This is a genomic window from Actinophytocola sp. (genome assembly GCF_050699935.1).
Classification (GTDB): domain Bacteria; phylum Actinomycetota; class Actinomycetes; order Mycobacteriales; family Pseudonocardiaceae; genus Actinophytocola.
The window spans coordinates 54,636-69,133 of record NZ_JBOHGB010000012.1 but is presented as its reverse complement, the minus strand read 5'-3'; the positions used below and the strand labels follow the sequence as shown (position 1 = coordinate 69,133).

14 protein-coding genes and 1 pseudogene are annotated in these 14,498 nt (G+C 70.0%); 2 read left to right on the top strand and 13 right to left on the bottom strand.

What is annotated here, in order from left to right; translation table 11 throughout:
* Positions 1–61 precede the first annotated feature (61 nt).
* From ACRDTB_RS07385 to ACRDTB_RS07340, 10 genes and pseudogenes are all read right to left on the bottom strand, one after another.
* A complete protein-coding gene (locus ACRDTB_RS07385; RefSeq protein ID WP_431429228.1) occupies positions 62–1,768 on the bottom strand; it encodes a hypothetical protein in 1,707 nt (568 codons plus the stop codon).
* A gap of 77 nt (positions 1,769–1,845) precedes the next feature.
* Entirely contained in the window at positions 1,846–2,634 is a 789-nt protein-coding gene (locus tag ACRDTB_RS07380; protein ID WP_431429227.1) for an enoyl-CoA hydratase-related protein, read from the bottom strand.
* A 9-nt stretch (positions 2,635–2,643) separates the two neighbouring features.
* A complete protein-coding gene (locus ACRDTB_RS07375; RefSeq protein ID WP_431429255.1) occupies positions 2,644–3,939 on the bottom strand; it encodes a CaiB/BaiF CoA transferase family protein in 1,296 nt (431 codons plus the stop codon).
* Positions 3,940–3,944: 5 nt separating this feature from the next.
* Positions 3,945–5,072, bottom strand: a complete 1,128-nt coding sequence (locus ACRDTB_RS07370) for an FAS1-like dehydratase domain-containing protein (protein ID WP_431429226.1) — start codon at positions 5,070–5,072, stop codon at positions 3,945–3,947.
* Positions 5,073–6,257: an FAS1-like dehydratase domain-containing protein gene (locus tag ACRDTB_RS07365; protein WP_431429224.1), complete on the bottom strand. Its 1,185-nt coding sequence runs from the start codon at positions 6,255–6,257 to the stop codon at positions 5,073–5,075.
* 54 nt (positions 6,258–6,311) lie between these two features.
* Positions 6,312–6,740, bottom strand: coding sequence for a Zn-ribbon domain-containing OB-fold protein (locus ACRDTB_RS07360; protein WP_431429223.1), 429 nt, complete (start codon positions 6,738–6,740; stop codon positions 6,312–6,314).
* 9 nt (positions 6,741–6,749) lie between these two features.
* Positions 6,750–7,895 carry a thiolase family protein gene (locus ACRDTB_RS07355; protein WP_431429222.1) on the bottom strand — a complete coding sequence of 382 codons (1,146 nt, stop codon included), beginning with the start codon at positions 7,893–7,895 and terminating at the stop codon, positions 6,750–6,752.
* Positions 7,896–7,902: 7 nt separating this feature from the next.
* On the bottom strand, positions 7,903–8,988 hold the full coding sequence (locus ACRDTB_RS07350) for a hypothetical protein (protein WP_431429221.1): 1,086 nt from the start codon (positions 8,986–8,988) through the stop codon (positions 7,903–7,905).
* A gap of 31 nt (positions 8,989–9,019) precedes the next feature.
* A pseudogene (locus tag ACRDTB_RS07345) lies at positions 9,020–9,250 on the bottom strand (UGSC family (seleno)protein); the annotation flags it as partial.
* Positions 9,251–9,262: 12 nt separating this feature from the next.
* The gene (locus tag ACRDTB_RS07340) at positions 9,263–9,478 is read right to left on the bottom strand and encodes a hypothetical protein (protein ID WP_431429220.1); all 216 of its coding nucleotides are present in this window, start codon (positions 9,476–9,478) and stop codon (positions 9,263–9,265) included.
* 305 nt (positions 9,479–9,783) lie between these two features.
* On the opposite strand from ACRDTB_RS07340, the gene ACRDTB_RS07335 reads away from it, so the two are divergent.
* The gene (locus tag ACRDTB_RS07335) at positions 9,784–11,439 is read left to right on the top strand and encodes a thiamine pyrophosphate-binding protein (RefSeq protein WP_431429218.1); all 1,656 of its coding nucleotides are present in this window, start codon (positions 9,784–9,786) and stop codon (positions 11,437–11,439) included.
* Here ACRDTB_RS07335 and ACRDTB_RS07330 read toward each other — a convergent pair whose 3' ends face one another.
* Entirely contained in the window at positions 11,440–11,868 is a 429-nt protein-coding gene (locus ACRDTB_RS07330; RefSeq protein WP_431429217.1) for a hypothetical protein, read from the bottom strand.
* A gap of 123 nt (positions 11,869–11,991) precedes the next feature.
* Here ACRDTB_RS07330 and ACRDTB_RS07325 point away from each other — a divergent pair, with 123 nt between their 5' ends.
* Positions 11,992–12,615, top strand: a complete 624-nt coding sequence (locus tag ACRDTB_RS07325) for a TetR/AcrR family transcriptional regulator (RefSeq protein ID WP_431429216.1) — start codon at positions 11,992–11,994, stop codon at positions 12,613–12,615.
* 7 nt (positions 12,616–12,622) lie between these two features.
* Here the strand turns inward: ACRDTB_RS07325 and ACRDTB_RS07320 are convergent, their stop codons facing one another.
* Complete coding sequence (locus ACRDTB_RS07320) at positions 12,623–12,952, bottom strand: hypothetical protein (protein ID WP_431429215.1); 330 nt, start codon at positions 12,950–12,952, stop codon at positions 12,623–12,625.
* The gene (locus ACRDTB_RS07315; protein ID WP_431429214.1) at positions 12,949–14,484 is read right to left on the bottom strand and encodes a class I adenylate-forming enzyme family protein; all 1,536 of its coding nucleotides are present in this window, start codon (positions 14,482–14,484) and stop codon (positions 12,949–12,951) included. The genes ACRDTB_RS07320 and ACRDTB_RS07315 overlap by 4 nt, the downstream gene beginning before the upstream one ends.
* Positions 14,485–14,498: the final 14 nt, after the last annotated feature.

Sequence of the window (14,498 nt, the reverse complement as noted above, 5' to 3'; positions counted from 1 at the left end):
CGAACGTGCCGGGGTCGGCGCGATCACGACGTTCGTGCGCGCGGAGAGCCCCGCGGGGAGGTCACCGCGACGGCGCTGAGCCGTCACGGGTGGGCTCGCGGCTGCTGGTTGCCTTGTTCAGCCGGACGCTGTCGGCCACGCGGGCGAAGACGATGGTGAGGACCACCGCGACGACGGTGATCACGACGACCACGACGACCCCGCCGGCCCAGGCACCGGGCCGGTCGTCGTCGGAGACGGCGAGAGCGATGGGCACGCCGGCGCCGGCGACCACGAGCCCGACCACCGTCGCGAGCACGACGTGCACGGCGCGCAGCGGAGGCAACGCATGGTCCACGCCCTCGGTCGCCGTGTCCACGTCGGCCGGCTCCGCGGCCCAGCCATGGTCGGCGACGACGTGTGCCGGGATGAGCTCGGCCACGGTGGTCAGCGCGTGCAGGCGGGTGTGGACCGCGTCGGGGTCGGCGGTGGTGGCGTCCCAGATCCCGACCAGGTCGCTGCCGTCGATGCGCCACTCGAAGTCCGCGACGGCGAGCAGGGCCTCGACCGCGCGCGGGTTGAGCACGTCGACGGCGTACTTGCGGTCGTGCGCGGCGACCTGGAATCGGCGGTTGAAGTCGTCGCTCTCGATGTCGATGTCCTCGCGTACGGCCATGCTCGGGGCGATCTGGCGCAGCGTGTTCTCGGGCCAGACCTCCAGGCGCGGCAGCCGGGCCGGCAGCGCGACCGCGATCACCTGCTCGCGCTGGACCTGCCGCTCCTCGTCGCCACCGATGACGCGCTCGCGGACGAATGTCAGGAAGGGCCGGTCCCGGACCAGCCCGCGCCGCACGTCCGCCATGCCGGCCTCGACGAGGAGGTCACCGAACGGTGCCAGCCGCCAGCGCCGTACCGAGGGCGGGACGTAGGCCGTGCTCCGCGGTGGCGGGGTGGCCGGGGTCGCTGGGGTGTCGGCCAGCTCGTCCACCCGCGCGCTGAGGACGTCGAGCAGGCGCACACCGGCCGCGATCCCGTGCACGGTCGTCAGGGGCGAGGCGAGCACGACCACCCGCGTGCCCGACGTGCGCACGGTCAATTGCGGGGCGGACCGGAGCGCGGCGACGACCGCCGACGAGAGCAGCTCGGCGGCGAACGCCGGGTCGTCGGTCGCCACGTGGTAGTCGGCCTCGATCTCCGGCATGCCGATGGCGACCGGGTCGTCCGCGGGCAGCGTCCGGTTCTCCACCCGCGGCAGCCGTCGCGGCGTCAGCTCCACGGTGGGCAGCGGGCGGCCGACGTCCAGGACGGTGACCCGAACGCCCACGACACGCCCCGGGGCGCGGCCGCCCAGCAACGCCCGACCGCGACCAGCGTCTACATAGGACTGGTGGAGGAACGACACGAGCCCCCGGCCGTGCACCGTGCCGGTGATGACGTCGCGCGACAGCCCTCCGTCGCAGTCCGGCGCGATCCGCCAGCCGCCGGTGAGGCGCCGGTTCCGGACGGTGAAGTCGAGACCTTCGGCGGCGGCGTAGTCCCCGACCTTCGCGGAGGTCCGCCGAAGGATCACGTACCCGATCGCCGCCCCGATGAGCATCGCCCCGCCGAGGCACCCGAAGACCCAGGCCGCGATGACGAACCCGGAGCCCGGATCCGCGAGGCCGAACACCACGACCGCGACCGAGGCGACGGCCAGGAGCAGGACCGGCCACCCGACCCGCAGTACGAGGACGGGCGAGCCCAGCCGCCACAGCGGAGCCTGGCTCCCGATCCGCCGGTCCTCCCACATGCGGCCCCCTCGCTCACCGGTTCGGCTTCTCCCGGAGAGTGTGTCGTACCAGGTTCACCGGCCGGTCGTGCGACGACCTAGGCCTCCGCCCCGTCCACCGCGGCCGGCCACGTGGGTGCGACACCTCGGGTGAAGCCGTCGGCGCCCTCCCGCGCCTCCCCGGCCGCCAGCACCTCCTTGAGCTGGCGGCGGCACTCCAGCCAGGCCTCCTCCTCGTCGAGGTAGGGGGTCTGGCGGATGAGATCCCGGGAGGCGGCGACGGCCGCGGGCGCGTTCGCCAACACGGCTCGCAACAGGGTGATCGCCGCCGGCACCTCCTCACCGGGAGCGACGACCGAGTTCACGAGCCCGAGCGACAGTGCGCGCTCGGCACCGATCTCGTTTCCGGTCAGGGCGAGCTCCGTCACGATCTTCGGCGGGAGCGTCCGGGGCAGCCGCACCAGGCCGCCACCGGCAGCGATCAACCCTCTCTTCACCTCCGGCAGCGAGAACCGAGCCTGCTCGGAGGCGACCGCCAGATCGCACGCCAGGACGATCTCGAAGCCGCCACCGAGCGCCAGCCCGTTCACCGCGGCGGCGAGCAGGAGCCGTGTCTTCCGCCGCGCGATCCCGGCGAACCCGTTCTTCGACGACACGATGCCGCGCGTGTTCCCACGACCGAACTCCTTGAGATCCATCCCCGTGCAGAAGTACCGGTCGCCGGCGCCGGTGATCACCGCGCCACGGATCGACACCTCGGCCTCGAGCTCGCTCAAGGCGGTGTTCAACCCGTGACCGGTGTGCCCGTCGATGGAATTGCCGGAACGCTCGCGCTCGATGGTGATGACCGCGATTCCGCCGTCCAGCCGTTCGATCGAGACGGTCATTTGCCCTCCCTACGGTGAGCGCTCGGCGCTGCCGGTCACCTGGTCGGCCTCGGCTGTGTCACCGGCACCGACCACGCCGTCGTCCACGAGGTCCCGGATGTCGTCGTTCGTGTAGCCGAGTGAGTGGAGGATCTCCACCGAGTGCTCACCGAGCATCGGACCCCTGGCGAACTCCGTGCGCGCGTGCCCGCCGAAAGCGACCGGGAAGCCCGCACCTCGCCGGGTGAACGGAGCGTCGGGATACTCCTGCGCTGCGATATAGCCGTTCACCGTGGCCTGCTCGTCGGTCGCCACGTCCGTGAGCGTGCTGATGACCGCGACCGCGAGATCGGCGTCCGCGAAGACGCGTACCCACTCGTCCGAGTCGCGCGTCGCCAGGATCGTGTCGATCTCGTGAATCAGCTCGCGCGCGTGCCTTCCCCTCGCTCGGAGGTTCTCGTACCGCGGGTCCGTGATCCAGTCCTCCCGCCCGACACAGACGCAGAACAGCGGCCACTTCTGGTCCGGCATGTTCTCCGAGAGCATGACCCATTTGCCGTCCCGGCAACGGAACCACGTGGTCAGCGGGTTGAACACCTCGTCCCGTGCGGGTGGACGGATCGCCTCACCAATGGCCAGCTGGATGTGCAGCGGCATCGCGACCAGGTGGAGCAGCGCCCCGTACAGCGAGGTCTCCACGAGCTGGCCGCGACCGGTCGTCGTACGTTCGTGCAGAGCGGCGAGCACTCCCATCACGCCGGTGACCGCCGCCATCTGGTCCCCGAGGCCAAACAGGAACGGCTCCGGCTCGTCGGGGTTGAACACCGAGAGCAGTCCCGACTGTGCGACCGCGAGCGTGTCGAACGCCCGCCGTGCGCTGGCGGGTCCCTCCGGACCGAAGCCGGTGACGTGGGTGTACACCAGCCGGGGGTTGATCGCCTCGAGGTCGGCCCACTCCAGCCGCACGCGCCGCAGGTGCTCCTCGCGCAGGTTGGTGACGAACACGTCGGCGTCCGCGATGAGCTTCGTCGCGATGGCCCGGCCCCGCTCGGTCGACACGTCGAGCGAGAGGGACCGCTTGCCCCGATTGGACAGTTGCATGTGGACGCAGTCGCCGCGGGGCAGACGGACCGAGTATCCGTGGTAGCGGGAGAACCGGCGCGTCGGGTCGCCGTGCCGGTTCTCGATCTTCACTACGTCGGCACCCATGTCGGCGAGCATCGCGGTCACCGCCGGTCCCGCGTGCCAGACCCCGTAGTCGATGCAGCGCAGGCCCGCGAGGGGGAGCCGCGGGCGGCCGGCGCCGTTCGTGCGCCCGTCGGCCATGCCGCTCACCGCCCGCTCCGCAGCGGGTGGAAGCCGTCCCGTCCCGGCAGCTCCACTTCCGCGGTGCCCTCCGCGGTCAGCTCGCCTCGCTGGTTGTGTGCACGTACCGAGCACACGACGTACTTCGAGCCGCGGGAGTTGTGCTTGTCCCGCACCTCGCCGGTGCACCACACGGCGTCCATGAGATGGACGGGCCGGATGAGCCTGACGGCGAACCGGCTGAGGAAGCCGTCATCACCCATCCAGTTCGTGAGTAGGCTGCCGAGCCAGGAGATCCGGTCCATGCCAGCGTCATGGGGACCGGGTAGGCCAATGCGGGCCGCGACGGACGCGTCGATGAGCGACGCGGTCCACGCCTCCCGGATCCCGCAGTCGTCCAGAAAGCCCGCGCCGGGTTCGTGTTCGAGCTGGTCGTCGAACCGCCCGTACGCCGGCGCCGGTCGGGTCGCCCCGATGAACTCGAGCATGTCCTCGGACGTCAGCGGTCCCTTGACGACCGGGTCGAGCGCGTCGCCGATCTCGACGTCCTCCCACCAGCGGGCTCGGGCGCCGCGCACGGTCTCGTGGTCGTAGCCGTCCTCGATGCGGAACAGGTCCTCCTGGGAGTATCTGTACGGCTCGCGGTCCTTCGTGTACTTGCCGCGGGCGACGGCCTCCTCGCGGGAGAAGCGGGCGGTCGTGGTCCGGGCTGTGGCGAGGCTGCGCCCATCCGAGCCGAGGAACATGGTCTCACCGGTCTGCAGGATCACGCTGCCGGCGAACGAGCTCGTCGTCTCACGCTGCTCGGTCATCCGGCTCATCGGACTCACCCGGTCGCCCACCCGGACCCAGCGATCGAACCGCCAGTCCACAGCGGCGAGCATCGCGTGCAGCTCCGGGTGGCCACGTGTGACGATGGTGTCCGCCGCCGAGAACAGCCACAGTGGATGTGCGACCAGTGTGCCGACCGTCGAGGTAGCGGCGTACCCCTCGTTGAGGAACAGTGGGTTTCGCTCGCCGATGGAGCGCAACCACCGCCGCGAGTTGCGTGTGAACTGTCGATTGTGGATGCGTCGGCTCTGCCTAAAGCCGCCGTGCGCCGAGGCGGTGTCGGTCTGCTTCGCCAGTCGGGTGGCGGATGTCGTGGCGGTCATTCACATCTCCTTCGAGAGCAGTCGGACACGTGCGACCCCGTCCATGGTCGTCTCGTCGAGCTGGTTCCTGGCGACGAGACGGCATCGCACGACCGGGCCGTGCTCGCCCTGCTCCTTGGCCTCCACGACGCCTTCCACCCAGTTCACGTCCGACACCACGTTCGGTCGCACCAGCCGCGCGTTCAGCTGCTCGACGAACGCGTCGTCGCCCATCCAGTCAGTGACGAGCCGGCAGAACCAGGTGGCCCGCTGGTTGCCGACGTCGTACATGCCGGGCATGCCCACCTGCGTGGCCATGTGCGGTTCCCAGTGACCGCGGTGCGGATGGTCGTGCACTCCGGTCTCCTCGTTCAGGAACGAGTCGGCGGGGTGCCGGCGGCGGTTCTCCAGTTGGTAGTAGTGGGCGCCGAGGTGCGCGAGTCCTTCACCGTGCAGCGCGCCGCTGTCGTTGAACGCCCCGGTCAGCGCGATGTCGGTCAGCCGAAGCGGGCCATAGACGACCGGACCGATGCGGTCTCCGACCGACACGTCCTCCCAGTAGCGGATCTCAGCGCCGCGGATGGTCTCGCGGCGGCGAGCCTCGACGAACTCTTGGACCTCCTCGGGAGTCCACGTCTTGCGCCGCGGCTCGAACCTCATCGCGTTGCGGGACCCGGCACGGGCGGTCCTGATGTAGGAGACGAAGCCGCGCGCCACGAGCTCGCGCTGCTCGTTGTGACACTCCAGCTGGCCGTATTGGATGGCGAACGTGTTCGCGTGCCTGCCTCGCTTGACCTCCCAGCCGGTGTATTTGCCGCGTTGCACGATGCGGTCCCCGGGGCGGATCGGGCGGTACCACTCCCAGCCCCGGCTTCCCGCGATCCACTGCACGCCGCGCAGACCGGGTGCGGTGATCGCGACGCCGACCATCGTCGGCGGCGCGAGCATGCCGCCCCAGCGTGATGTGCGACCGTAATCCTGGCTCAGGAAGAGCGGATTGCGGCTGCCCATGTAGTTGCAGTAGTCCCGGCACACGTCCTCGGAGATGTCCAGCGTCGCCCGGGCGGCGCGGAAGTCCAGACCGATGAGAGCGCGGGTGACTTCGAGCGCCGCCTCGTCGAAGTCCGGGGCCTGGCTCCCGATCTCGTAGGTCTGCTTCCGGAATCGAGGAAGTGTGGCCTGCTTGTTCTCGCTGTGTGCTGTCATGACTCCCTCAGAACCCGTTCTTGCGGACATCGATGTCGGTGCCATGTGGTTGGTTCATTCGATCCTCCGATCTCCCCGCGCCGGGCGGAACAACGGAACGGCGATGTCACCCGACATCTCGAACACCACCTCGAGCTCCATCCCGATGCGCAACGCCGAGATGTCGCAGTCGACGACGTTGGTGACGAGCCGCGGGCCCTCGTACAGCTCGACCAGCGCGTACACGTAGGGCAGGCGCGCGCGGAAGGCCGGGTGCACCGCGCGGCGCACCACGGAGAAGCTGTACAAAGTGGCCAGTCCGTGAGCCGGCTCCCACGCCAGGCTCCGCGATCCACACCGCGGGCAGCGCGCTCGCGGATAGAGGATCGCCGTGCGGCAGGACGAGCAGCGCTGGATCGCGAGGACGCCCTTCGCGGCCGCCCGCCAGAACGGTTCGCTGATCGGTCCGGGCGCTGACACCGGGCGGGGCGGGGGCTGGGACATCTCCGCCGCTCAGACTCTCTTCAGGACCGTACACGCCTGCTCACCCATGATTCCTCCGTTACCGGACACGAACGCGAGCTCACAACCGTCAACCTGGCGGTCGCCGGCCGTGTCGGTCAGCTGCCGCATTGCCTCGACGACGTGCCCCGCCCCGCCGGCCAGCCCGGGTTGTCCGAAGGAGAGCTGCCCGCCGTGCGGGTTGAGCGGAAAGTCGCCCCGGAATGTCAGGTCGTGCTCGGCCACGAACGGGCCACCTCGCCCCTTGGCGCAGAAGCCGGCGTCCTCCAGCGCGATGAGGACCGCGATCGTGTAGCAGTCATACAGCAATGCCACGTCGACATCCGGTGGCGCGACCCGGGCGTCGTCGAACGCCCGCCGCGCGGCGCCGGCCAGACCCGAGGTCATGAGGTCGCCGGCCTGCGCCGGAGACACATGGGTGGTCAGCTCGCCATACCCGGCCACGGACACGCGTCGTGCCCCGCCCGCTCCGTCGCCGGCCACGACGAAGGCCGCCGCGCCGGTGCACGGCGTCACGATCTCGTGGCGGTGCAACGGATCCGCGATCAGGTCGGAGGCCAGTACGTCCTCCGTCGAGAGCGGCGTGCCGTGGTACAGGGCGGCGGGGTTCATCGCGGCGTTGGCCCGCTCGTCGACGGCGATCTTCACCCGCTGCTCGTCCGTCGTGCCGAACTCGAACGCATGCCGTTGCGCGATCAGGCCGTAGCCGGCTGTGGTGCCCATCGGGCCGAACGGGCGCTCGAACTCCGCCGCCGGAACGCCCTCCCAGCGCACGGGACGCTGGTAGAAGGACTTGGGATCGAGGGTGTCCGCGAGCACGCACAGCACCCGCCGGCACAACCCTGTCGCGATCGCAGCCGACGCACGCGCGATCATCCCGACCGCGGTCGCCCCGCCGAGATCCACGATGTCCAGATAGGACGGTGTGCTGCCCAGGTACTCGCCGACGGTCGCCGGCATCGTCAGCGGGGAGCCGATGACCCGCGGTGCGATCAGCAGGCCGTCGACATCCCGGAGTGCGATCTCGGCGTCGTCCACCGCGGCGCCCGCGATCTCTACGAGGAGCTCCGGGACCGTGACGCCCTCCGCGGACCGGCTGGGTGTGCGCTCGGCGGCGCCGATGATCTCCGTGGTCATGCCCATGCTAGAACGGCCTGCTGGTCGCGTACGAGTCGCCGAACCCGGGCAGGAAGCAGGAGTGATAACCGCCGGGGCCACCGGCGACGAAGACCATGAACTGGTCCGGCCTGTTGCTGATCCATACGCCTCGCTCGTCGATGACGTGGAGGCCGCGGCGTCGCATGCGTTCGATGCGGAACTCCGGGAAGTGCTGGAGCGGTATGCGGCAGGTCTCATGGAAGAACTCCTGGAGCTCACGCCTGGTGTCGAATGACTCCGCCAGCAGATGCGCGTGGGGAGGCGACAGCATGAGGGCCGACTCACCTTGCCCGTAGAAGATCCAGGAGTTGGTTCCGTAGATGCTCATCGTGTGCGCGAGGGTGTACGCCAGGTCCATGCCCGTATGGCTGTCGCTGTCGACGATGTTCGTCGTACCGGCGACCGACAGCGTGGTGGCGACGCAGTCGGTCGCGGCGAAGCCTCGGGACACGTGCAGCGGCTCCCAGGGACTCTCCTCCTCCCACTCCGCAGCGCACAGCGTGAAGGCGCCCGGCATCTTGTAGGTACCCTTGCTGATCTCGCCGGGCACCCGACCGGCGATGTTGATCAGCGTCAGGTTGAGTGCCCGCCCGATCGTCGCGTTGGGACGAAAGCATGGGCCGAACATGCCCCAGGAGGTGTTCAGACCGAGACGCGCTCGTGCCGGGCCGTTCACGATCAGCAGCGGTGCACACGGGTTCGTCGTCGTGTTCGTCCCGTATAGCTCGTACTCCGGGATCGCGACGGCCTCCACCGCGGCGACCACAGCCGGCATGTCCTGCGGCCGGCACCCCGCCATGACCGCGTTGGCCGCGATCTTCTCGGCGGTCGCGACGCCGTTCCTCGGCGGCAGGACGGCCACGACATCCTCGGCCGAGAGGTCGGCCGCATCGAGCATCCGGCGGACCCGCTGGCGCGTGGGCGCGATGACGGGCAGGCCGTCGCCCCATCCCTCGTCCACCGACCGTTCGAACGCCGCCGCGCTCACGTCGTCGGTGAACTCGTCCGGCAACGTCCACTCGAGAATGTCCGATACGTATTCACCGCTTTCGGCTCGCGTGGTCTCCGACACGACCCCTCCTCCCGCAACGTCTCGAACGGTCCTAGAGTTGTTGTTCGATCAGGCCGACGATCTCGTCGACCTTCTCGTCCGCGAGGGCCGCGAGCACCTTCGGACGCAGCGTCTCGAACGGGTGCGGGACGACGACCATCGGCAGCTCGACCCCCTTCGCCTTCGCCGCCATCTCGGCGAGGCTCTTGAAGTGCTCGGTCACGACTGTCACCGTGGGCAGGCCGTGGCGCAGGGAGTTGACGGCGTCATGGACACTCCATGACGTACAGGAGCCTCAAGCCGCGAGGCCGACGATCGCCCAGTCGCTGCGCGCCGCGAGGTCGGTCAGCTGCCGGTCGAACACGGCGAGCTGGCTCGCCCGCGACCAGTCCGGCAGCTTCGGCAGCTTCCACCAGTTCACGTCGACGACGCCGAACCGGTCGCGCAGGTTCGACCCGACCCGCTCCATGAAGGTGTCGAAGCTCTCCCACTGCACTCGGAAGGCGACCACGGAACCGTCCAGGCCCGGGGCCCGTTTCCGTTCCGGTTCTCGCGCGACCACAGTCTCCGGCGGCGCATCTCGCGGATGTCCGATGGGGCTGCAGATCTGGATTCTCGGCGCTGTCATAGCACGATTTCCCTTCACGGAACGGGCTGTACCACCGGGCAGCCCGGGCGTATGCTCGCAAGAGCGAACGCTCGCTCAGTTTGCCCTCCAGGCCGCGACGGTGTCAAGGCTGTGATCGACCGCTGGGCGACGTGTTGGCTGGTCGTGGCGGGTGTCGGCGGGATGCCGGCCCGGCGGGGAGGTGTGGCGTGGAGACCGCGTTCGGGTACCAGGTGGTCGCTGCCGGTGTCGAGCGGGCGGGGATCAGAACGATGTTCGGCGTCGCCGGGAACGGGTCGCTGGAGATCGCCGCTGACTTCGCCGGGCGCACCGGCTGCTCGTACGTCGCCGCCCGGCACGAGGCGGCCGCGATCAACATGGCGGACGGATACGCCAGGCGTGGCGGCGGCATGGCGGCGGTGGTGGTCACCCAGGGCCCGGGGCTGACCAACGGGGTGACGGCGCTCGCCACCGCCGCTCGCCACCACAGCCCGCTCCTGGTGTTCACCGGCACCGTGCCGAGGACGTCCAGCCAGTGGTTCGACCAGGCGACGCTCGCTGACGCGACCGGTGTGGGCTTCGCCGACCTGGACGGCGAGCGCAACTGGGGCCACGCGGTCACCCTTGCGGCCGCGGAGGCCGCGAGCACGAGGCGGCCCGTCGTGGTGCAGGTGCCGACATCGCAGCAACGGAGCGCCTTTCCACTCGGGTGGCCCAGGCCCGCGGGCGCCACCGCCGCCGCGATCCCGCCGGACGACGGGGACGTCGCTGGTGCGGCGGACCTGCTCGGGCGCAGCACGTGCCCCGTCGTCCTCGCCGGCCGAGGCGCCGTGGTGGACTCGGCCCGCGAGCCGATGGAGCGGCTCGCCGATCGGGTGGGAGCTTTGCTGGCCACCACCCTGCCCGCGAAGGGGCTCTTCGACGGCAGCCCATTCGACCTCGGTATCGCGGGCAGCCTGGCGACACCGGGTGTCCGTCGGCTGCTCCGTCGGGCCGACTGCGTGGTCGCCGTAGGGACAAGCCTCGACCGTCGGTGCGTCGGCGATGACGCGTCGCTGATTCCCGACGCGACCGTCATCCACTGCGATCACGCCCGTGAGGTTCTCGGCAACGGCTTCCCGGGCCGCCGGGTGCCGGTGCACGGCAGCGCATCCCGCACCGTTCGGGCGCTGCTCGACGCGTTGCCGGGCGAGCCGGTCGAGCCGGTCGACGGGTTCCGTAACCCCGAGGTCGTTGGCGAGTTGACGACCTTGCGCGGCACGCCTCGTTTCGACGCAGTCGAGGGCGATGGGCTGGACCCGCGTGTGGTCATGTGCCATCTCGACGAGGCACTTCCCGTGCAACGGACGGTCGTCGTGGACGGTGGCCACTTCTGCGGTTTCCCGGCGATGTACCTGCGCGCCTCGGCGCCGACCGACTTCCTGTTCACGTTGGGCTTCGGGGCCATCGGAATGGCCGTGGGCACGGCCGTGGGCGCGTCGATCGCGGCGCCCGGCCGGTGCACCGTCGCCATCGTGGGCGACGGCGGGCTGATGATGAGTCTGGGCGATCTCGACACCGCGGCCCGGTACCGGCTGCCCCTGATCGTCGTGGTACTCAACGACAACGCCTACGGGGCCGAGGTCCACGCCCTGCGCCACGCCGGTCTGCCGAGCGGCATAGCCGAGTTCGACAACCCCTCGTTCACCGGGCTGGCCCGGGCGCTCGGCTTGTCGGCCGGCCGAGCGGCCGACCTCGACGAGATCGGCCGCCTGGTAGCGGATGCCGTCCACCGTCGCACGCCCTACCTGATCGAGGTGCCGATCAACGGCGACGTGCTCGCGAGCTGGTATGCCGAGGATATCGGGCTGGCGCCCATCGGTTAGTCACTCGGTCTCGGCGCCGGTGGAGTCCTTGGACAGCCAGGTCGGCGCCATGTCGCCGCTGCTGAAGACGATCGCCACGACGGCGCCCTCCGGACCCGCGATCAGAGGGCCGTAGCCGGTCCCCGCCTTGACGATCCGGACGTCGCCCGCGTGGTGCCATTTGCCGGTCACCTGCTGCGATCCCGAGAGGATCACCTCCACGTAGTCGGAGGGATGTGAGTGCGGGGGGACGACGGCGTGCGGCGGGAACTCAACCATGACGATCACCGGTGCGTTCACATCGCCCTGGTGCCCAACGGTCACCTTGCTTACTCGTGCGCCGCCCTGGCCGGGCGACCAGCCGAGGTCGTCCCATGAGGACGACTGCTGCGGACGCATTTTCCGGTTGTCGGTTTGAAAGACGCTCTTCGTGCGATCGGCCGCGGTCATTACTTTCTTCCCTCTTTCCATGGATGGCAGCGGGTATCGGTGAAGACTGCGGGGAAATGAACCCGTATAGTGGGAGAGGATGAGCGATCGCCCGCTCAGCCACGATCCAAGGGGACGACACTGGTGACCTCGAAGCAAGGAGTCAAAGCTGCCGGGAGCTGGCGGGAGGTCCAGCCGACCGAGCACGCGCCGATCCTCGCCGGGGCGCGCCAGGTCTTCCACGAAAAGGGCTACCACGGCGCATCGGTCAGGGACATCGCCGCCCGCGCCGGGGTCACCGTGCCGGCGCTGTACTACCACTACAAGAACAAGCAGGCGATGCTCGTGGCGGTGCTCGAGCTCAACATGGTCGCCGTGCTCGCCCGCGTCGAGCGCGCGCTCGACGACGCGGGCGACCGGCCGGAGAAGCGTATGGCCCACCTCGTGGAGGCCATTGTGCTGCACCTGACCCGCGAGGTCGGGGCGATGGCACTGGACCGGGAGATGCGCTACCTCGAGCCCGAGAACCGCAAGCACTACGTGGCCATGCGCAAGCGGCTCGAGGTGCTCCTGGTGGAGATCATCGACAAGGGGACCGCCGAGGGCGTGTTCCACCCAGTTGACTCCGTGGACACCGCCCGGGCGCTGCTCGGCATGTGCCAGGCCATCACGACCTGGTTCGACCCCCACGGGCCGAGCTCGCCGGAGGACATGGCGCGGCAGTACGCGAAGATCGCCCTCAACGCCGTGGGGGCGCGTACCGCCTGACCGTTGTTCAGTCACTGGAGGGCAGCGCCTTGCTCGGCTTCACCACGAGCGGTGTGTCCCCGTCGGCGAGGGTCCCGCTGCCGGCCTTCGTCACGAGGATCTCGAGTGCCTCGTCCGTCGGACTCGTGTAGCGCTTGCCGAGCGCATTCCCTGCGGCGAAACCGGATGCCGGTGCAGCATCGGCCGGAGGCGGCGGCGCGTCGATGTTCACGAGTGGCGTGCCGCCACAGGTCAGTGTCGAGCCCGTGCGGCTGGGCGGCCTGACGACGATGACCTCGGTCGAGCAGACCTGGCTGCGCAGACGGGCTCCTGTTCTCAGTATCACCTGGCTTGTCACGTCGCACTCCTTGTCGGGTCCTTGTCAGCCGCCGTTCCTCCTGCGGTGAGGGCTTGCGCGACCTGCCGGCGCAGCAGCTTCCCGACGGCGTTGTATGGCAGGCTCGGCCAGAACACGATCTGGTCAGGCGTCCGGGACGAGCGCAGGCGCTGCTGTGCCCACGCGGTGATCGCGGCCACGGACGTGTCCGCTTCCGGCACGAGCACGACTGCCGCCGCGATGCGCTCGCCCCACTCCTCGTCCGGCACGCCGACCACTGCCGCCTCACGGATGTCGGGGTGGTGCAGCAGCGCGTCCTCGACCTCGGCTGGCGCCACGTTCTCGCCGCCCCGGATGATCGTGTCGTCCGCCCTGCCCTCGATGAACAGGAAACCCTCGGCGTCGATTCGGGCCAGGTCGCGCGTGCGGAACCAGCCGTCGGCGTCGAGCGTGCTGCCCGAACCGGTGTACTCCCCCGACACCTGCCGACCCCGCACCCACAGGTCGCCGACATCCCCGGCGGGCACGGACGCGCCCGCGGCGGAGCGGACCGCGACCTCCACCCCGGGCAACGGCCTTCCCACGCTCGTCAGGCGGGCGCGCACGTCGGGGTCCTCGCTGGCGAACGCGGTCCGGTGATCCTCCGGCCCGAGCGCCGCGATCGTCGAGCTCGTCTCGGTCAACCCGTACGCGTTGACGAGTCCGGTCGTCGGGAACGAGGTCAATGCGCGTTCGAGCACGGATGCTGGAAGTCGTGCGCCACCGTAGGACAGGGTCCGTAGCGTCGGCACGCCGGCGTCTGTCCCGTTGAGACAGTCGACGAGCCGGGCGAGCATCGTCGGCACCACCATGGCGGTCGTGACTCCCTGATCGCGAACCGTGTCCAGCCATGCCTGCGGGTCGAACGTGCTCAGGTGGACCACCCGCCGCGCCGCACACGTGTTGGTCAGCACCGCCATCACTCCCGCGATGTGGTACGGGGGAAGGCTGACCAGCGCGCATTCGTCAGCTCCGGCGGACACGGGGTCGACGGCTCGCAGAACGTAAGACGCGAGATGGTCCTGCCGGAGCACGACGCACTTGGGGGTCGAGGTCGTGCCGCTGGTGAAGAGCATGACGGCCGGATCGTCGGCACGCGCCACGGCCTCGGTGCGCTCCGCCGGTCCATCCGGGTTCGTCACCGACCACCAGTCCGCGATCGTGCACAGGTGGTGTCCGCGTACTGGCAGCCGCTCCAGGACGTCGGCGTCCGCCAGCACGAGCGGGGTGTCGAGCCGGTCGATCAGCGCGGCGAGGTCGGCGGGCGGCAGCCGGTAGTTCAGCGGCACGATCGGGATCCCGGCCGTCAGCGCTGCCAGTACGGCGACCGAGAACTCGGGACCGTTGCGGCCCACGTACGCGACGTGCTTCGCGCCGAACCCGCCGAACGCCGCGGCTGCCGTGGCCGCGCGCCGTGCCAGCCGGTCGAAGGTGATCCCGTCTGTCGACGGACCTATCGCGACTCGGTTGCCGCAGCATGTCGACGGCAGTTCGAGGAGGAACTCCATTCCCATGTGACTCCACTCGC

Excerpts from the sequence above, each read along its gene's own strand:
- ACRDTB_RS07360 (WP_431429223.1), bottom strand. The coding sequence starts at position 6,740 with ATGTCCCAGCCCCCGCCCCGCCCGGTGTCAGCGCCCGGACCGATCAGC.
- ACRDTB_RS07385 (WP_431429228.1), bottom strand. The coding sequence starts at position 1,768 with ATGTGGGAGGACCGGCGGATCGGGAGCCAGGCTCCGCTGTGGCGGCTG.
- ACRDTB_RS07370 (WP_431429226.1), bottom strand. The coding sequence starts at position 5,072 with ATGACCGCCACGACATCCGCCACCCGACTGGCGAAGCAGACCGACACC.
- ACRDTB_RS07330 (WP_431429217.1), bottom strand. The coding sequence starts at position 11,868 with ATGACCGCGGCCGATCGCACGAAGAGCGTCTTTCAAACCGACAACCGG.
- ACRDTB_RS07375 (WP_431429255.1), bottom strand. The coding sequence starts at position 3,939 with ATGGCCGACGGGCGCACGAACGGCGCCGGCCGCCCGCGGCTCCCCCTC.
- ACRDTB_RS07380 (WP_431429227.1), bottom strand. The coding sequence starts at position 2,634 with ATGACCGTCTCGATCGAACGGCTGGACGGCGGAATCGCGGTCATCACC.
- ACRDTB_RS07365 (WP_431429224.1), bottom strand. The coding sequence starts at position 6,257 with ATGACAGCACACAGCGAGAACAAGCAGGCCACACTTCCTCGATTCCGG.
- ACRDTB_RS07315 (WP_431429214.1), bottom strand. The coding sequence starts at position 14,484 with ATGGGAATGGAGTTCCTCCTCGAACTGCCGTCGACATGCTGCGGCAAC.
- ACRDTB_RS07355 (WP_431429222.1), bottom strand. The coding sequence starts at position 7,895 with ATGACCACGGAGATCATCGGCGCCGCCGAGCGCACACCCAGCCGGTCC.